Origin of the sequence: Clostridium merdae (assembly GCF_900176635.1) — a bacterium.
GTDB classification, from domain to species: Bacteria; Bacillota; Clostridia; order Oscillospirales; family Acutalibacteraceae; genus Faecalispora; species Faecalispora merdae.
In genome coordinates this window covers 896,418-914,821 of the sequence record NZ_FXLN01000004.1, presented here as the reverse complement: position 1 = coordinate 914,821, position 18,404 = coordinate 896,418, and the positions used below count along the sequence as shown (strand labels likewise).

The following is an 18,404-nucleotide window of genomic DNA, read 5'->3' as shown; positions in this document are numbered from 1 at the left end:
AGGAATGTAAAACGGTTTTGCTTACTGCTCCTGCATTTGCAGGTACGGCGGGCAAAGCCGTCTTTTTGCTGGGAAGAATGGAGGAACATGCATGCGCACACCAAGGCCGATTATTGTTTATGCAGCAGCAAAGCTAAATTTAACCCTCGATATACTTGGCCGCAGGCCTGATGGTTACCACCTGCTGGACATGGTGATGCAAACAGTGTCTATTTATGATACCTTGTTGCTCACGCCAACACAGCAATTAGGGATTGATTTGCTCTGCGACCGAGAGGGAATCCCCTGCGGGAAAGACAATACGGTGCAGAAAGCGGCACGCCTGTTTTACCAGCACGCCGGTATTTCTAACGGGGGCATTCGAATTCAAATTCTCAAGCGCATACCGGACCAAGCAGGTATGGGAGGGGGCAGTGCGGATGCTGCCGCCATTTTGCGTGCAATGAATCGAATTTACAAAACTGGATTTACGCTAGAGGAGCTGTGTGAGCTTGGCCTGCAAATTGGAGCGGATGTTCCGTTTTGCCTTCGTGGAGGAAGCATGCGAGCGGAGGGGATTGGTGAGGTGTTAACCCCGGTTGCTCCTGTGCCTAGCTGCTACTTCGTGGTGTGTAAGCCAGAGGTAAGTGTTAGCACAGCTGCAGCGTTTGCGCAGGCAGACCGTGACGGTGCCGCCTACCCTCGGTTTACCCCTGCAATGCTTTCTGCTCTGAAAACAGGTGGATTATCTCAAATTGCAGATTGCCTTGGCAATTCATTTACTTTAGCACTCCCGCTTCCGCAAATAGATGCCTTGCGGCAAGCCTTTTTAACCATGGGTGCTCTTGGTGCGTGTATGACGGGGAGTGGCTCGGCTGTATTTGGCATTTTTTCTGAGCGGGTTTCTGCTGAGAGATGCAGAGAAGAACTGCGAAAAACCTACCAGCATGTGTTTGTTTGTGAGCCAGTTGACGCAGAATAAATAAAATGAGAAAGCTATTTTACTCTGCTTTTCGTGGGAGAAAATAGCTTTTTTATTTTAAATTGTATTACACGCGTATAAACAGCAGAAAAATGGACAATCCTTTGGTTAACATAACGAAGGAGATGACCCTTTTGAATAGCAACCATACTTGCATGAAATTAAAGAACATAGAAAAAGCGCTGTTAATCGCTTTTGTACTTACAGTAGCCTGCTCCTTTACCTCGTTTTTCTCTTTTGCAGAGCAATGTGAAGATATTTCAAACCGTGTTTTACGCCTGCATGTGCTGGCGAATTCAGACACTGCGCAGGACCAAGAGCTCAAGCTTTATGTACGCAACCGCATTTTAAAGGAGTCTGCCGGAATGCTTGACGGAGTAACTAATCAACAAGAGGCAGAGAAGGTTGTAACGCAGAATATTCCTCATTTAAAGGCCGCCGCAGCAGATGAGATTGCACAGCGTGGCTACCAGTACCCGGTAAATGTAGAGCTGGAGAACATCTATTTTACAACCCGGCATTACAAGCAGGTTACGATGCCTGCCGGAACTTACGATGCACTGCGCGTAACCATTGGTAACGCGGAGGGAAGAAATTGGTGGTGTGTCATGTTCCCGCCCATGTGCCTGCCAGCGGCGGAAGAAAAAGAAGAGTTGGATGATGTTTTAAACCCACAGCAGATGGAGATTGTAACCGGGCAGTATGAAATCCGGTTTAAATCGCTGGAGCTTTACGAGCAGTTTAAGCATTGGGCTGCTGGCAATCAAACGAAGTAAAACAAAGCTATAATCAAATAAATGCTATAATACAGAAAGAAAAGCCATCGTTTTTACAATGGCTTTTCTTTCTGTATTACTATCCATAAATCTATTTTTTGCAGGTAAAGCACCCCATGGAGCCAATCGCAGTGACCGTTACCTCTGTGTATCTTTGTTTTAGTTTTTGTTCTAGGCTGGTTGCTGTTTCAAATGGGTGGGTAAAGTAGCCCTTTGGCACGTAGAGTTTTTCAATCAGCCAATCGGTTCGGCTTTGTTCGCCTTTTATGTAAAAGCAGCCGCAAAAAGTTCCGCCGGGCTTTAAAACGCGGCAGGTTTCGCGGTACGCGGCTTTCTTATCCGGGAACGCATGAAACCCATTTAAGGAAAGCACTAAATCAAAGCTTTCGTCGGTAAAAGGCAGCTTACCTACATCTCCTTGCTGGAATTGTACATTTTTAAGTCCTGCTGAAGCAGCACGGCGCTGTGCGGACTGCATCATGTCTGCAGAATAGTCGAGGCAGGTTACCTCTGCTTGGGGTAGTGTTTGGTAAATTGGCATTGTTAAAACACCTGTTCCAACGGGTACCTCAAGCATCTTACCTGAAAAATCCTCTGGAATGCCAGAAAGAGCCACTTCTAAATAGTGGTCATTCTTTACTTTGTTCATGTTCCAAACAAGACCGCAAACAAATTTGCCGGGCAGGGTGGAGCAGGTTATCATACCATCATAGAAGGTGGCTTCTTTCCCTAAGGTTTGATACGCAGTTTGAATGGCTTCGTGTCTCATATGGCGCTCCTTTTTTAAATGATTTGTATAGAGAGGCTGTCTCTTTGTTAGTGTTTGCTTACGTAAGGGTGCAAAATATTTCCATAAAAAGCAATCTATAAAAACCATACTCCGTTTCAAATTCAATGTCAAGGTAAAATACAGTGAGCAAAAGGATTTGGAGCACTTGGGGATGCTGGACATGACCGCTTTTTTTCAATGGAATCCTATGGTATAATGTTCAAATAGTTATAACGAATCATGTGCCCCAAAGAGTGGCGGCACATATGGAAATGGGGGATTGCATTGCTGCACCTGCTGTTCGGGCGTTCCGGAAGCGGAAAAACACATTATGTTCGGCAAGAGCTGCACCGGTTAGCCGGGCAGGGCGAGCAGAAGCTGATGCTTCTGGTTCCGGAGCAGTTTTCATTTGAAAGCGAGCGCGCCATGCTTCGTCTTTTGGGCCCGCGCCATGCTGCGGAGGTAGAGGTTGTGAGCTTTACCCGCTTGGCCGATGCGGCATTTCGGCGTTTTGGCGGGTGCTGTGGCAAGCGACTAGATGACGGCGGACGTAGTATCCTTATGAGCCTTGCATTAGAGCAAACGGCAGACCATCTTCCGCTGTACCAAAAACATACGCAAACACCAGAGCTAGTGAGTATGATGCTTACGGCATCGGCAGAAATGAAAATGTGTGCCGTTGCTCCGCAGGAGCTGTCACGGGCGGCGGAGCAGATGGAAGACGGAACCCTGCGAGAAAAGATGAAGGAGCTTTCGCTGATTTTGTCAGCCTATGAGGCGCTCGTAGCGCAAAGCTACCTTGACCCGCAGGATGATTTAACCCGTTTAAAAGAAGTACTGTTAACGCACCGTTTTTTTGAGGGCTATACCGTATTTGTGGATTCCTTTAAAAGCTTTACCGCACAGGAGCTGGGCATATTAGAGCTTGCATTTTGCCATGCGAAAGAGGTTACCGTGGCACTTTGTGCCGATGGCCTCGGCAAAGCAGATGCAGAAATGAGCTTGTTTACGCCGGTGTACCAAACTGCACGTAGCTTAATGCGCCTTGCACGGCAAAATTCTGTTTCAGTGGCGGCCCCCGTCATATTGGAACCAGGTATTCGTTTTCAAAATGAGGGAGTTCGTGCTGTGGAAAACAGTGCATACCGCGGTAAGCATACTCCGGTGCGGGGAGACGCAGGGGATGTAGTGCTCTACTCCGCCCGCAGTACATACGATGAAGCGGCGTATGTTGCAATGACGATTCGCCGCATGGTGATGGAGCAGGGCTACCGTTACCGTGATTTTACCATTCTTGCCCGCTCACCGGAAGCGTACCGCAGTAACTTGGATGCGGCTCTCGAGCGGTGGGAGATTCCTTATTTTATGGATGACCCCTGCGCAATCGATACTGAGCCTCTCATGCGCCTTGTACTGTGCGCTTTTACAGCGGCACGCTCTGGCTACCGGTCTGACGATATGTTTGCCTGCCTGAAAACAGGGCTTTGCGGGTATTCTCCCGAAGAGATTTCGCTCTTAGAGAACTATACTTTTTTGTGGAAGCTTTCCGGCAGAGAATGGCTGGAGACTTGGTCTCGCCACCCGCGCGGCTTTGCCGGTGAATTAACAGAGGAAGATGCACAGCAGCTGGTTTTATTAAATGAGCTGCGGCAGCGCATTGTGTTGCCATTGAAAGAGTTTGCAGATTCGGTTCGTTTGGCAAACGGAGAAAAGGCTTCTCGCGCAATCTATCAGCTTTTACTGGCGCTTGAAGTGCCGGAGCATGTAAAACAAATGTGCCGGAAGATGAAGGCAATGGGGGAAACGGAGCTTGCAAGCCGCCAATATCGGCTGTGGGAGCTTTTGATGCAGATACTTGATCAAATGGCGCTGGTTCTGCGAGAAAAGGTGCTTACCGCTCAGCGATTTGGCGAGTTGTTGCGGTTGGTGATTGCGTCTTCTACCATTGGCAGTATTCCACAGGGGCTAGATGAAGTAACGGTAGGTGCGGCAGACCGTTCGCGCCCTGCTGACCCCAAGGTAGTGTTTTTGTTGGGGGCAGTGCAGGGGGAGTTTCCCCGTAATCCCTCGCCGGACGGTGTGTTCAGTGATGAGGAGCGCCGCACGTTGATTCAATTGGGTCTGCCTCTCAACGGCACCATGGAGGATTCCTCTATGGATGAGCGGCTGATGGCCTATACCGTTATGGCGGCTCCCTCCGAACGGCTGATTGTTACCTACCCGGCGGCAGATATGGATGGAGCGGCAAAGGCACCTTCTTCCATTGTGGGAGAAATTCGCTCCATATTACCGGATGTTGCGATTCAAAGTCGTTACCTTCTACCAGAAGAGTGTTTTGCCAATAGTGAGCAGTCCGCTTTTGAGCTCACGGCGCGGCTCTGGGGGCAGTCCTCGGTGTTGTCGTCTACCTTAAAGGAGCTGTTTTCTGGCAGAGAGGGCTATTCCGAAAAATTGTCCGCGTTGCGCAGGGTACACGAGCGGGCACCTGCTGCTTTTGAAAACCCTGCCCGGGCACGAATGCTGTTTGAAAAGCTGCGTCATATTTCAGCGACACAGCTGGAATCGTACCACCTGTGCCGGTTCCAATATTTTTGCCGTTATGGCCTAAGTGCCAAAGAGCGCCGCCCGGCGGAGCTCAATGCGCTGGAATACGGCAGCCTGATTCATTATTTACTTGAGCATTTATTGAAGGAGCAGAGTGCAGAAGCCCTTTCAGTCTTGGAAGAGGATGTACTCAAGAAGCTCATCCTCGCTTGCATTGAGCGCTATGTGGAAGAACAGCTTGGCGGCGCAGAGGATAAAAGTCCCCGCTTCCGTTTTCTGGTGAACCGCATTGCAGATTCTGCCCAAGTGGTGGTGGCTCATATTGCAAAAGAGCTGGCGCAGAGTAAATTTCAGCCAGCGGCGTTTGAGCTGGAGCTCAAGGAGGGCGGGGAGTTCCCGCCGCTCAAAATTACTCTGCCAAATGGTGAAACCGCAACGGTAGAGGGTAAGATTGACCGTGTGGACGTAATGGAGCTCGATGGCACGACCTATGTTCGAATCATCGATTATAAAACCGGGAAAAAGGAGTTCCGTCTTTCAGACGTGCTGTATGGGGTGAATATGCAAATGCTCATTTACTTAGCGGCACTCATTCAAAATGGACGTTTTGCCCCCGCAGGTATTTTGTACATGCCCTCTGTTCGCCCGGTTATTTCTGCTGTCAGAGGGGAATCGCCTGATTCACTCGAAGCAGCAGTAGAAAAGAAGCTTCGCATGAACGGCTTGCTGCTGGATGATTCCCGCGTGATACAGGGGATGGAGGAGCAAGCCGCCGGTAAGTTTATTCCGGTTGCCCTCAAGGACGGAAAGCCTGCGAAAACAGAATCGGTTGTAAGTGAGCCTCAGTTAAATAAAGTAATGGAATATATTAAAACTCTTGCAGGCCAGATGGTTCAAACACTGCATGAGGGTGACGTTGCCGCTCAGCCCCTTACCGGGGAACACAATGCCTGCTTGTATTGTGCCTATTCTGCGGTGTGCGGACATGAAGCAGCGGACGGTGGGCGCGAGTGCCAAAGATTTGATAAAAACGATACATTGCGCCAGATAGTTGGGGAATCAACGGAAAAGGAGGGGGATGCGAATGGCTGAACGAAAATGGACGCCTGCACAGGCGGATGCGATTCATGCCAGGGGCGGCACGCTATTGGTTTCGGCCGCCGCTGGTTCCGGTAAAACGGCGGTTCTGGTTCAGCGCGTGCTGGAGCGTATGACGGATGAGCAGAACCCTTGTGACGCAGATCGCCTTCTGGTTGTTACCTTTACCAAAGCTGCCGCCGCAGAAATGCGGGAGCGAATAGCACAGCAGCTTTCTCGTATGCTGGCAGAAGACCCTTCTAACACGGCGCTCCAGAGGCAGCAAATCTTGCTTGGTGGTGCCCATATCAGCACGGTACATAGCTTTTGCAGTGAGCTGGTACGCGAGAACTTTTATAAGCTGAATATCTCCCATGATTTTCGAATTGCGGATGACGGGGAAATGTCCATCCTGCGGGGCGAAGCGATTACGCAGGTGCTAGAGGATTGCTATGCCGCCGAGAATCCGGATTTTTATGAATTGGTGGAAGCGTTCAGCTCCGACCGAGACGATAATCGACTCATTCTTTCTGTGAATCAGCTCTATAACTTTATCCGTTCCCACCCGTTCCCAGAGCGATGGCTGCGGGAGAAATCGGAGATGTATTCCGGTTCTGTGCCGGTTGAAGAAACCCCGTGGGGACTTTGTTTGCTTCATTTTGCCAGAGAAGCCTGCGATTACAGCCTGTCTTTAATTCGGGATTCGCTTGAATCCATGCTGGCAGACGAAAAGCTTTGTGCTGCGTATACAGAAGCGTATCAGTCAGACCTTGCGGGTTTAACTACGTTACAGAGTGCGGCACAGCAAGGGAAATGGGATGCTGTGGGTGAGCTTGCTGCTAATTTTGTGTTTGTTCGTCTGAAAGCAGTGCGAGGCTATGCGGAGGACCCATTAAAGCTACGCCTTACCGCCTGCCGAGATGAAGTAAAAAGCACGGTGAAAAAGCTTTCGGCTCTCTTTTCTGCCACTGCACAGGATTGTACAAACGACTTGCAGGCATTGTCGCCCATCGTAGAACAGTTATTTCATGTGGTAACTGCATTTTCTCATACGCTTGACCAAATGAAAGCGGAGCGACGCCTTGCCGATTTTGGAGACTTGGAGCATTGGGCACTGCGCCTTTTGGTAAGGGAAACCGAGAACGGCTACGAACGTACTGAAGAAGCAATTGAGCTATCGCGGCGATTCGACGAAATAATGGTGGATGAATACCAGGATACAAACGAAGCGCAAGATTTATTGTTCCGCGCTATCTCGCAAAACGAAGAGAATCTTTTTATGGTGGGAGATGTAAAGCAGAGCATTTATAGCTTTCGGCAGGCAATGCCACGCATCTTCTTACAGCGGCGCTCCGAGTTTGCGGAATACGACCGTGAAAACAGCCGTTACCCGGCGTGTATTGTGCTTGACCAAAATTTTCGATCCCGTTCCACGGTAACGGATTCCGTGAATTTTGTGTTTGGACAGCTAATGTCCTCCCAAGCGGGAGATGTAGAGTATAGCGGCAAAGAGCTGCTTGTCGCAGGTGCGTCTTACCCACCGCAGGAGCTCTGTGACACTCGGCTCGATATACTTGACCTCTCCATGGGGCAGGGTTCGGAGGATGCAATGGAGCTGCTGGAAAGCCGCCACATTGCAGAAACCATTCTGCAACTCATTGCGCAGGGCCTTCAGGTAACTGAAAATGGGGTGCAAAGAAAAGCGGTGTTCCGAGATTTCTGCATTCTATTGCGAAGCGCGAATCAATACGCAGCAAAATATGCGAAAGAGCTTCAGCTGTGCGGCGTGCCCGCTTGGGCGGATTCCTCCAGTGGCTTCTTTGAAGCGCCGGAAATATCGTCTGTTTTATCGCTACTGCGTGTAGTGGATAATCCAGTGCAGGATATTCCGCTGTTATCGGTACTCATGAGCCCAATCTATGGTTTTACACCAGATGAATTAAGCGCGGTTCGCTTGCACCTGCCCAAAGCACCGCTGTATTTGGCATTGTGTGAAGCCGCCAAGCAAGGGGATGCCCGTGCGGCCAAGGTGTTGGAGGAGCTCGATTCCCTGCGTTCCCTCGCGGCGACGCTTCCCTCGGACCGTTTACTCCACTCTATCTACCAAAAAACGGGGTACCTTACCTTGGTGCAGGCAATGACGAACGGTGAGCAGCGTCTTTCAAATTTGCAGCTTCTAATGGAGTATGCAAAAAAATATGAAGCATCTGGCTATAACGGCCTTTCTGGCTTTATTCGGTTTATTGACCGCTTGCAGGAGCAGAACAGTGACCTGCCGGGGGCGTCCACCATTTCAGAAGCATCCAACGTGGTACGCATTATGAGTATTCATAAATCAAAGGGATTAGAGTTCCCTGTGTGCATTTTGGCGGGCTGTGCTCGTCGTTTTAATAAGGAACGCGGTGATGCGCTGCTGCACCCAGAGCTCGGCCTTGGAATTAAGCGAAAAGAGCATGGCGGGCTTGCCCGTGTAACCACTCTACCGCGGGAAGCAATTGCGTTAGAGCAGGAGCGGCAGTCTATGTCCGAAGAGCTGCGCGTGCTGTATGTTGCGATGACCCGGGCGAGAGAAAAGCTTATTATGCTAACAACAGTGAAAGATTTAAATAGCACGCTGGCATCCATTGCACCAAAGCTTACGGCAGAGGAACGAATTTCACCTTATGTGGTACGCTCGGCATCCAGTATATCCGATTGGCTGCTTTCCTGCGCACTTCGCCACCCGAGCGGCGGTGCTCTGCGCGACCGCGCACTGTGCAGCGGGGAGCTGATTGCCGATTGCGCTGGCGCACCGTGGGAGATTCGCATTCTTCCCGCCCCGCTTGTGGAGGAAGAGTCAGCGCAGGCAGATTCTGCTGTGGTTATGCCGCCGCCGGATGAGGCGTTGCTTTCTCGTATTGCCGGGGAAATTGATTTTATTTACCCGGATGCATCTTTGTTCGGGGTACCGGCAAAGGTTTCTGCCTCCGAGCTAGCGGCAGAGAGTGCGGGGGAGGATTACGAAATTTTATCTCGCCCCGCCTTTTTAGGCAAATCGGGTCTAACTCCGGCGGAGCGTGGAACAGCACTGCACCAATACATGCAGTTTGCAAACTATGCGGCTGCGGCAGAACACCCGGAAAAGGAGCTGGAACGACTGCAAATCGGCGGCTTTCTCTCAGAAGAAGAGGCGGCAGCGGTACAGCTCAAACGTGTGACTGCTTTCTTCCAAAGTTCGATTGCCGAGCGAATGCTTGCGGCGGAAATATGCCATAGAGAATTTCGTTTTACAGTAGAAATTCCTGCCTCACTACTAAAAAAGGAAGTACCCGCAGAGCAACAGGTGATTTTGCAGGGCGCGGTAGACTGCGTGTTTGTTGAGCCGGATGGTGCGGTGATTATAGACTATAAAACAGATCGTACTTCCTCGCCGGAGGAGCTTTGGAGCCGTTACCGCGTGCAGCTTGCCCTTTATAAAATGGCAATTGAGCATGTGTTGGAGGTTCCTGTTAAGGAGTGTGCCTTGTATTCATTTGCATTGGGCCAGGTAGTTACGGGTGAGCTTTCTTTTGTAGGAGAGAAGACATACGAACTATAAAAATTATTATCTTGACAAAAGAAAATGCGGTTGCTATAATATTATCTGTAAACAAAGCAGGACATAATTTTGTTCTCACCTATGAGGTTTCGTCCGTCATGGGTCAATACAGCGGTGCTTTTCATGAAAGCATGTGATTTGGTATTGATGCGCGGACGGAGAATTCTGTCCGCGCTTTTTGTTAGTCTGAAACGTATTTTGGAGGTGCTTACCAATTAGCAACAAGGAACTGCAGATCAACGAAGAAATTCGGGATAAAGAAGTGCGCGTCGTGGACAAAGACGGCGGTCAGCTGGGCGTTATGCCGATTGCGCAGGCCATGGCAAAGGCGGCGGAAAGCAATATGGATTTGGTGAAGATTGCACCGCAGGCGAAGCCTCCGGTTTGCAAAATCATCGATTACGGCAAATACCGCTTTGAACTAGCCAAGCGTGAAAAAGAAGCAAGAAAAAATCAGCATGTTGTAGATATTAAAGAGATTCGCCTTTCTCTGAATATCGATACCCATGACTTTAATACAAAGGTGGGTCATGCAACCCGCTTTTTACAGGATGGGGACAAGGTAAAAGTGTCGATCCGCTTCCGTGGCCGCGAAATGGGCCACCCGGAACAGGGGCACCAAATCATGCAGAAATTTGCGCAGGCGTGTTCCGAAATCGCGAACGTAGAGAAATCCTCAAAGCTTGAGGGGCGCAATATGCTCATGTTCCTTGCTCCAAAACCCACGAAGTAATTATTTTAAGGAGGGGCAACTGTTATGCCTAAAATGAAGACACATTCCGGCGCGAAAAAGCGCTTCAAAATTTCTAAGAACGGCAAAGTTATTCGCGGTCACGCGTTCAAATCTCATATTTTGAACAAAAAATCTACAAAGCGTAAGAGAGTACTGCGCCAGACCACTGTGACCGACGTTACCAATGTGGCGAAGGTTAAGAAAATGCTGCCCTACAGCTAAGGATAGCTACTCAAAAAAATCTTATATTGACCATATATTTGGAGGTAACAGATCATGGCTCGTGTGAAAGGTGCGTTAGCAACACGCAAAAGAAGAAAAAAGGTATTAAAGCTTGCAAAAGGTTACTGGGGTGCAAAAAGCAAGCATTTTAAAATGGCCAAACAGGCCGTAATGAAATCCGGCAATTACGCTTACATCGGCCGTAAACAGAGAAAGAGAGATTTCCGCCGCCTGTGGATTACCCGTATTTCCGCTGGTTGCAAAATGAACGGCGTGAATTATTCTACTTTTATGAATGGCCTCAAAAAAGCAAACATTACCCTCAACCGCAAGATGCTCTCCGAAATCGCTGTTTCTGATGAAGCGGCTTTCAAGGCTCTGGTAGAGAAGGCGAAAGCGGCCTTATAATAAGCTGTGATTGCGCCCGGGTCGTTGCCCGGGCGCATAATTTTTGTCATGGCGGGTCGTTGCCCGGGCGCATAATTTTTGTCATGGCGGGTCGTTGCCCGGGCGCATAATTTTTGTCATGGCGGGTCGTTGCCCGGGCGCATAATTTTTGTCATGGCGGGTCGTTGCCCGGGCGCATAATTTTTGTCATGGCGGGTCGTTGCCCGGGCGCATAATTTTTGTCATGGCGGGTCGTTGCCCGGGCGCATAATTTTTGTCATGGCGGGTCGTTGCCCGGGCGCATAATTTTTGTCAAGACGGGTCGTTGCCCGGATGCTAAATTTTTGTCATGATGGGTCATAGCCCGGATGCTAAATTTTTGTCATGATGGGTCATAGCCCGGTCGTATGTTTTTTGCCTATGCGGGGCGAAAGCCTGGGCGTTATTTTAATCTATAATTTGTCTGGAGAATAAAAATGATACCCTGCCAAGTAATTACCAGCCGTAAAAACGAAATTGTAAAAGCTGCCGCTAAACTGCGGGAATCCGCTTCACAGCGGCGGGAACAGAACACCTTTCTTGCGGAAGGTGCGCGTCTTTGCGCCGATGCAGCCGAAAGCGGGCTTGTAATACACAGTGTGTTCTATACCGAACGGGCAGGGGAGAAATACTCTGCCTATTTGGAGAAGATTTTCCCTAAGGCAGAGCAAATTTATCAAATTGCCGATTCCGTGGCAGAACTACTGAGTGATACCCGCCAACCGCAGGGGGTGTACTGCACGGCAGAGCTGCCAAAGCGTTCAACCACTGCTGAAATGGAGCAGAGCGGCTGCTATGTGGCTCTTGAAGAAATTCAGGATCCGTCCAATTTGGGGGCGGTTCTGCGTACTGCAGAGGCGCTTGGCATATCTGGCGTGGTACTTGCTGGCTCCTGCTGTGACCCCTTTGGTGCAAAGGCGCTGCGGGCAGGTATGGGGGCGGTGTTTCGTTTGCCTCTTTATTATGAAGAGGAGCTAGCGCCCTGCGTCAGCCGTCTTCGTGAAAAAGGCTATTATACCGCTGCTGCCGTTCCGGCTGAGGATGCATCTCCCATTACTGGCGTCGATTTTCCAAGCGCGGTATTATTGGCAGTGGGAAACGAGGGCGCTGGTCTTTCCGACGATGTTATTTCTGCTTGTGAAGCACGCGTAACCATCCCGATGCTCGGAAGAGCGGAATCCCTAAATGCAGCATCCAGTGCGGCCATTCTAATGTGGGAGATTATGAGAACGCGGGGGAAAGACTAATATGAGCAGTGAAAACGCGTATTGGGTATGGCTTCAGCACGGGATTGGTGCAGGCAGCGGCAAGCTGCGAGATGTGCTTTCCTGCTGTACTGGTTTGCGTGAATTTTGGGAGGCAGGCTTACGGTTTTGGAAAGACCAGGAGCTTTTCACCGCACGTGAGTTGAGTGCTTTGCGTTCCTTTTCTTTACAGGATTCCCAGCAGGTAATCGAACGCTGCAATGAATTGGGGATAAGCCTTGTTACCCCAGAATCAGCAGAGTATCCCCGTTCCTTGTGGGAAATTAGCAATCCGCCTTGCGTATTATATGTAAAAGGGAAGCTGCCCAAAGTGGATGAAATGCCTTCTGTCGCAATGGTAGGTACAAGGGATGCAACCATCTCTGGTAAAAAAATTGCGTTTTCACTTTCTTATCAATTGGCTAGGGCAGGGGCTGTTATTATTAGCGGTGGCGCCCGTGGAATTGATACAGCTGCTCACAAGGGTGCCATGCAGGCGCAGGGCAAAACCGTGTGTGTGCTCGGCTGTGGGGTGAATTACCCTTACTTAATGGAAAATGCCGGTTTGCGGGAATGCGTTGCTGAATTTGGCGCATTAATTTCGGAATACCCTCCGGACGCACCTGCTTCCAGAGGGGCATTTCCAATTCGCAATCGCATTATTTCTGGCCTTTCCTGTGGAGTTCTGGTTGTGGAGGCCGCGGCAAAAAGCGGTTCGCTCATCACGGCAGATTTGGCTTTAGAGCAGGGAAGAGATGTATTTGCTGTCCCCTGTGGGATTGATAACCCGGTTTCACGCGGAGTCAATACCCTCATTCGTAATGGTGCTATTCCAATTAGTTGTGCCGAAGAACTGTTGGAGCAGTACATTGACCGTTTTCCAGATAAAATTCGAATCATAAATCAGGACAATCCCAATGTACCGTTTGCCGTAATTCCCGAGCGTCGTTCTGTACCGAGCACTGGTAATCCTACGAAAAAAAGAGTGCCACAGAAAAAGGCGGTTGTTTTTAAAGAGCTGGAATCCGAAACACTTCCAAGTTTTCTTGCAGACACACAGGTTTCACTGCCTGAACCTCAGCCAAAAGCGACTCTTACAGTAGAGCAAGCTTCGCAGGATGCTATTTTGGTAGATTCTCTCATTACAAAAGAAGCCATACATGTGTCTGTTTTAGCGCAGAAAAGTGGTTTTGCGCCGCAAAGGGTATTGGCGGCGTTAACCGAGTTGGAATTACTTGACCGAGTACACCCTCTTGGCGGTGGAAGATACCGCTGTTCGTGACAAATTAATATTTTTATGGTAAGCTTTGTGAAAATCGCCTGAATTCAGCCGGTTTTCACAGCGCTTAGATTTGGTTTTGTTTTTTACAAGTTTCACTTTTTATGTTATTGATTATACTTTTGGTTTCCAAGCTTTTGTGAAAAAAGATTCTTGTATGGTAAAACGAGGCTTTGTCTGGAATGATAAGTGTTGTATCATCCGTAATTGGCGAAGAAAAATACAGCGCATTCCATTCATTTATTCTATTATTATAGCTAATGATTTGCATAGGGTGGCAGTTTTTCCCAATTATTTTTCGCTACCCCTTGCGTTCTACACGTTGAGTGGATACAATCTTAAGAGAAAGAGGTGGTTTGTATATGTCAAAACTGGTGATTGTTGAGTCACCTGCCAAGGCAAAAACAATCAAAAAGTATTTAGGCTCCGGTTACGAGGTAGTAGCGTCCATGGGACATGTTCGCGACCTGCAAGAAAACCGTTTGAGCGTGGATATAAAGCACGATTTTAAACCCAAGTATGAAATTATTAAAGGGAAGGAAAAGCTGGTTCAGGAGCTGAAAAGTGCAGCAGAAAAAAGTGAAGAAGTTTTGCTCGCAACTGACCCTGATCGTGAGGGAGAGGCAATCTCTTGGCACCTTGCCTATATTCTTGACCTTGATATAACCAAGCAAAATCGTATTACCTTTAATGAAATTACCAAAACCGGAATCACGAACGGTATGGAGCACCCCCGCTCCATCGATATTGATTTGGTAAATGCGCAACAGGCGCGCCGAATTTTAGATCGTTTGGTGGGCTATAAGCTTAGCCCGTTTTTATCACAAAAAATTCGCCGAGGTCTTTCTGCCGGGCGTGTGCAGTCTGTTGCGGTTCGCCTTGTGGTAGACCGTGAGGAAGAAATTCGCGCTTTTGTACCGGAAGAATACTGGAGCATTGATGCAAAGCTCATTCCCAAGGGAGAGAGAAAGGCATTTGCGGCTTCTTTTTACGGTGATGCGAACGGTAAAATCAAAATAACAAATCAAGAGCAGGCGGATGGAATCCTAAAAAGCTTGGAAGAAGCTGAGTTTTACGTTTCTAAGGTGAAAAAGGGTTCTCGTAAAAAGTCCCCCGCTCCACCATTTATTACCTCTACCTTACAGCAGGAGGCTTCCCGTAAGCTGGGCTTTCAGGCTCGCCGCACCATGAAAGCGGCACAAGAGCTGTATGAAGGTGTTGAGATTGAGGGTATGGGCGCAATCGGTTTGATTACCTATATGAGAACCGACTCTCTGCGTATTTCAGAAGACGCGCTTCATGATGCAACCACATATATTGAAGAGCGCTGGGGTAAAAAGTACCTGCCAGATGCTCCTCGTCACTTTAAAACAAAGGCAAATGCACAGGATGGCCATGAGGCGATTCGCCCCTCTACACCCAGCATTACACCAGAGCAGGTAAAAAGTAGTCTTACTAATGATCAATTTCGGTTGTATAAGTTAATCTGGGAGCGCTTTATCGCTTGCCAGATGGCAAACTGCATGCAAAGTACCACACAAGCAGATATTACCGCCGGAGAATACCTGTTTAAGGCTTCCGGCTATACCGTCACGTTTGATGGCTTTACCGTATTGTACGAAGAGGGCAAGGATGAAGAGACCGAGCAGGGCGGTGCTCTACCGGTTTTAACGCAGGATATGCCCCTGAAAAAGAAAGAACTGGCGGGTAACCAGCACTTTACCCAGCCGCCGCCACGCTTTACAGAAGCCTCGCTTATTAAGGCTTTGGAAGAAAACGGTATTGGTCGTCCTTCCACCTATGCGGCAACCATTTCTACCATCACCAGCCGTGAATATGTAGTTCGTGATGGAAAAGCTTTACACCCGACCGAGCTAGGCGAGGTCACCACACAATTAATTCGCGAGCGTTTCCCGAAAATTGTGAATGTGAAGTTTACCGCACAGGTTGAAAAGGATTTGGATACCGTTCAAAGCGGTGAAACCGATTGGGTACAAACCCTTCATAACTTCTATGGCGATTTCGAAAAGACCCTGAAAAAAGCCAAGGAAGACATGGAGGGAATTAAAATCCAACTCAAGGAAGACGAAACCGATGTTATCTGCGAAAAATGCGGACGCAACATGGTAGTTAAGGTTGGGCGTTATGGCAAGTTTTTAGCTTGCCCCGGTTACCCAGACTGTAAAAATGTAAAGAAGCTTGTTATTGAAAATGGAGCAGAATGCCCCAAATGCGGCGGCAAGGTTGTTGTAAAGAAGACCAAAAAAGGCCGTGTGTTCTATGGTTGTAACGAATACCCCAATTGTGATTTTGTCTCTTGGGATGAGCCTACCATGGAAAAATGCCCCCGGTGCGGCAAAACCTTGCTTCGTAAAAAAGGCAAAAACCCGAAGCTGTACTGCGTAACACCCGATTGCGGTTATGAGAAAGTGGAGGAACAATGAGAATTTCTGTCATAGGGGCCGGCCTAGCTGGCTGTGAAGCAGCTTGGCAGATTGCATCTCGGGGAATTTGTGTCGATTTATTCGAGATGAAGCCTAATCATTATACTCCTGCTCATAAAAACGCCGGATTTGCAGAATTGGTTTGTTCCAATTCACTCAAGGCAGAACGAGTAGCAAGTGCGGCTGGTCTTCTAAAAGAGGAAATGCGGCGTTTGGGCTCACTTCTCATGCAGTGTGCAGACAAAGCACGTGTTCCGGCAGGCGGTGCGCTTGCCGTTGACCGCGATGTATTTTCATCGCTTGTTACAGAGCAAATTCGCAATCACCCACTTATTACCGTTCACGCAGAGCAGGTAAAGTGCATTCCAGATGATGGCATTCGCATTATTGCCTCCGGCCCTTTAACGGCGCAGGAGTTAGCAGATGATATCGCTATTATCTGTGCGGGTTGCCTCAGCTTTTATGATGCCGCCGCGCCCATTGTTACGGCTGAAAGCCTGGATATGGACGCCTGCTTTACCGCTTCTCGTTATGATAAGGGCGGCGATAACGCATATATCAATTGTCCGATGAACAAAGAGGAATACGAGCGTTTTTACGATGCTTTGGTTACCGCAGAGCGTGCACCAGTGCACGGCTTTGATGTAGCCGACCCAAAGGTATATGAAGGCTGTATGCCGGTTGAAGTAATGGCAGGCCGTGGGCACGATACCCTACGCTTTGGTCCGCTGAAGCCGGTTGGCCTGCGAGACCCCAAAACCGGGCATCGCCCATGGGCGGTGGTTCAGCTTCGGCAAGAAAATACCGCAGCTACACTCTATAATTTGGTAGGCTTTCAAACAAACCTTAAATTTCCAGAACAAAAAAGAGTGTTTGGGATGATTCCGGCACTAAAAAATGCCGATTTTGTACGCTACGGCGTAATGCACCGCAATACATTTATCAATTCACCCAAGGTTCTACTTTCTGATTTTAGCCTTAAAGCAGACCCAACGCTCTTTTTTGCCGGTCAGCTTACCGGTGTGGAGGGCTACATGGAATCCGCCGCCTCTGGTTTAATGGCGGGCTGGAATGCGGCAAGGCTATTAAACGAGCAAAAAACCGTAATTCTCCCGCGTGAGACGATGATTGGTGCGTTGAGCCGTTATTTGGTGGAATGTGATTCGGCTCATTTTCAGCCAATGGGGGCAAATTTTGGAATACTTCCGCCCCTTGAGGAACACATTCGAGATAAAAGAGAACGGTATGAGGCATTGGCGCAGCGTTCTTTGGACATGCTTCTACCATATACTCAAAAAGATGTAGATGGAATGGGAGGCTTATCTGATGAAAATCATTGTTGATGCGTTTGGTGGCGACAATGCGCCGCTTGAAATTCTAAAGGGCTGTGAGGCCGCCGTAAAAAGTTTGGATATTGATATTATTCTTACGGGCCGTGAAGATGAAATTCGGAAGGTCGCGGAAGAAAATCAAATCTCTTTGGAGCGAATGGAAATTGTGGATGCACCCGAGGTGCTCACAATGGAAGACCACGCCGGCGCGATCATGAAAGAAAAGCAGGATTCCTCCATGGCGGAGGGTCTGCGCCTTGTAGCTGAGGGAAAGGGCGATGCCTTTGTTTCTGCTGGCAATAGCGGCGCTTTAGTGGTTGGTGCAACCATGATAGTAAAGCGCATTAAAGGAATTAAGCGCGTTTCGTTTGCGCCAATGGTGCCGAACAGCAACGGCTTCTTTATGTTGATTGACGGCGGTGCCAATGTAGATTGCCGCCCTGAAATGCTTTTGCAGTTTGGTATTATGGGCTCTATTTATTTGGAGAAGGTAATTGGGGTAGAAAAACCCCGAATAGGGCTTGCGAATGTGGGTACTGAAGACCACAAGGGCGGTGAACTGCAGCGCCAAGCGTTTGCCATGCTCAAAGAATCCAATTTAAACTTTATTGGCAATATTGAAGCACGCGATATTTCAAACGATGGGGCAGATGTTGTAGTAACAGACGGTTTTACTGGAAACATTATTCTAAAAATGTTTGAAGGCGTTGTCACTATGGTAATGGGCAAGTTTAAAGAAGTATTTACTAAGAATACAAAAAACAAAATGGCAACTGCAATTTTGCTTAAGGATATGACAGAGCTTAAAAAAACCATGGATTACAACGAGTATGGCGGTGCACCGGTCATGGGTGCCTCCAAGCCGGTATTTAAAGTGCATGGCAGTGCAAAGGCTCGCACGCTTGAAAGTGCTTTGCGCCTTACCAAAGCCTATGTAGAGAAGAACGTTACCGAAGAAATCAGCCGTGCCATCACCCAGCAGGAGTGACCCGGCACCTCATGGAATAAGGGAAGGAGTGTG

The 18,404-nt window shown here is 48.8% G+C and carries 13 protein-coding genes; 12 read left to right on the top strand and 1 reads right to left on the bottom strand.

What is annotated here, in order from left to right; genetic code table 11:
- Positions 1–91: 91 nt before the first annotated feature.
- Together ispE and spoIIR are read left to right on the top strand one after the other, a co-directional pair.
- Entirely contained in the window at positions 92–961 is an 870-nt protein-coding gene (ispE, locus tag CAN90_RS09925) for a 4-(cytidine 5'-diphospho)-2-C-methyl-D-erythritol kinase (RefSeq protein ID WP_242953619.1), read from the top strand.
- A gap of 134 nt (positions 962–1,095) precedes the next feature.
- Complete coding sequence (spoIIR, locus tag CAN90_RS09920; protein ID WP_085833671.1) at positions 1,096–1,737, top strand: stage II sporulation protein R; 642 nt, start codon at positions 1,096–1,098, stop codon at positions 1,735–1,737.
- Between the two features lie 91 nt (positions 1,738–1,828).
- Here the strand turns inward: spoIIR and CAN90_RS09915 are convergent, their stop codons facing one another.
- Positions 1,829–2,506, bottom strand: a complete 678-nt coding sequence (locus CAN90_RS09915) for a class I SAM-dependent methyltransferase (protein WP_085833670.1) — start codon at positions 2,504–2,506, stop codon at positions 1,829–1,831.
- A 285-nt stretch (positions 2,507–2,791) separates the two neighbouring features.
- On the opposite strand from CAN90_RS09915, the gene CAN90_RS09910 reads away from it, so the two are divergent.
- The 10 genes from CAN90_RS09910 to plsX all read left to right on the top strand — a co-directional run bounded on the left by CAN90_RS09910 (position 2,792) and on the right by plsX (position 18,371).
- Complete coding sequence (locus CAN90_RS09910; RefSeq protein WP_085833669.1) at positions 2,792–6,142, top strand: PD-(D/E)XK nuclease family protein; 3,351 nt, start codon at positions 2,792–2,794, stop codon at positions 6,140–6,142.
- Positions 6,135–9,704, top strand: a complete 3,570-nt coding sequence (addA, locus tag CAN90_RS09905) for a helicase-exonuclease AddAB subunit AddA (protein ID WP_085833668.1) — start codon at positions 6,135–6,137, stop codon at positions 9,702–9,704. The genes CAN90_RS09910 and addA overlap by 8 nt, the downstream gene beginning before the upstream one ends.
- Positions 9,705–9,966: 262 nt before the next feature.
- The gene (gene infC, locus CAN90_RS09900; protein WP_316321672.1) at positions 9,967–10,437 is read left to right on the top strand and encodes a translation initiation factor IF-3; all 471 of its coding nucleotides are present in this window, start codon (positions 9,967–9,969) and stop codon (positions 10,435–10,437) included.
- A gap of 24 nt (positions 10,438–10,461) precedes the next feature.
- Complete coding sequence (gene rpmI, locus CAN90_RS09895) at positions 10,462–10,659, top strand: 50S ribosomal protein L35 (protein WP_085833666.1); 198 nt, start codon at positions 10,462–10,464, stop codon at positions 10,657–10,659.
- Positions 10,660–10,713: 54 nt separating this feature from the next.
- Positions 10,714–11,067, top strand: a complete 354-nt coding sequence (gene rplT / locus CAN90_RS09890) for a 50S ribosomal protein L20 (RefSeq protein ID WP_085833665.1) — start codon at positions 10,714–10,716, stop codon at positions 11,065–11,067.
- 455 nt (positions 11,068–11,522) lie between these two features.
- Entirely contained in the window at positions 11,523–12,332 is an 810-nt protein-coding gene (locus CAN90_RS09885) for a TrmH family RNA methyltransferase (protein ID WP_085833664.1), read from the top strand.
- A gap of 1 nt (position 12,333) precedes the next feature.
- Positions 12,334–13,611 carry a DNA-processing protein DprA gene (dprA, locus tag CAN90_RS09880; RefSeq protein WP_085833663.1) on the top strand — a complete coding sequence of 426 codons (1,278 nt, stop codon included), beginning with the start codon at positions 12,334–12,336 and terminating at the stop codon, positions 13,609–13,611.
- Between the two features lie 359 nt (positions 13,612–13,970).
- Entirely contained in the window at positions 13,971–16,052 is a 2,082-nt protein-coding gene (topA, locus tag CAN90_RS09870) for a type I DNA topoisomerase (RefSeq protein WP_085833661.1), read from the top strand.
- Positions 16,049–17,395, top strand: a complete 1,347-nt coding sequence (gene trmFO / locus CAN90_RS09865) for a methylenetetrahydrofolate--tRNA-(uracil(54)-C(5))-methyltransferase (FADH(2)-oxidizing) TrmFO (protein WP_085833660.1) — start codon at positions 16,049–16,051, stop codon at positions 17,393–17,395. The genes topA and trmFO overlap by 4 nt, the downstream gene beginning before the upstream one ends.
- A complete protein-coding gene (gene plsX / locus CAN90_RS09860; RefSeq protein WP_085833659.1) occupies positions 17,379–18,371 on the top strand; it encodes a phosphate acyltransferase PlsX in 993 nt (330 codons plus the stop codon). The genes trmFO and plsX overlap by 17 nt, the downstream gene beginning before the upstream one ends.
- Positions 18,372–18,404: the final 33 nt, after the last annotated feature.

Bases quoted from the DNA above. Each gene is read 5' to 3' on its own strand.
- plsX (WP_085833659.1), top strand. From the start codon at position 17,379: ATGAAAATCATTGTTGATGCGTTTGGTGGCGACAATGCGCCGCTTGAA.
- trmFO (WP_085833660.1), top strand. From the start codon at position 16,049: ATGAGAATTTCTGTCATAGGGGCCGGCCTAGCTGGCTGTGAAGCAGCT.
- rplT (WP_085833665.1), top strand. From the start codon at position 10,714: ATGGCTCGTGTGAAAGGTGCGTTAGCAACACGCAAAAGAAGAAAAAAG.
- ispE (WP_242953619.1), top strand. From the start codon at position 92: ATGCGCACACCAAGGCCGATTATTGTTTATGCAGCAGCAAAGCTAAAT.
- rpmI (WP_085833666.1), top strand. From the start codon at position 10,462: ATGCCTAAAATGAAGACACATTCCGGCGCGAAAAAGCGCTTCAAAATT.
- CAN90_RS09915 (WP_085833670.1), bottom strand. From the start codon at position 2,506: ATGAGACACGAAGCCATTCAAACTGCGTATCAAACCTTAGGGAAAGAA.
- dprA (WP_085833663.1), top strand. From the start codon at position 12,334: ATGAGCAGTGAAAACGCGTATTGGGTATGGCTTCAGCACGGGATTGGT.
- CAN90_RS09885 (WP_085833664.1), top strand. From the start codon at position 11,523: ATGATACCCTGCCAAGTAATTACCAGCCGTAAAAACGAAATTGTAAAA.
- topA (WP_085833661.1), top strand. From the start codon at position 13,971: ATGTCAAAACTGGTGATTGTTGAGTCACCTGCCAAGGCAAAAACAATC.
- addA (WP_085833668.1), top strand. From the start codon at position 6,135: ATGGCTGAACGAAAATGGACGCCTGCACAGGCGGATGCGATTCATGCC.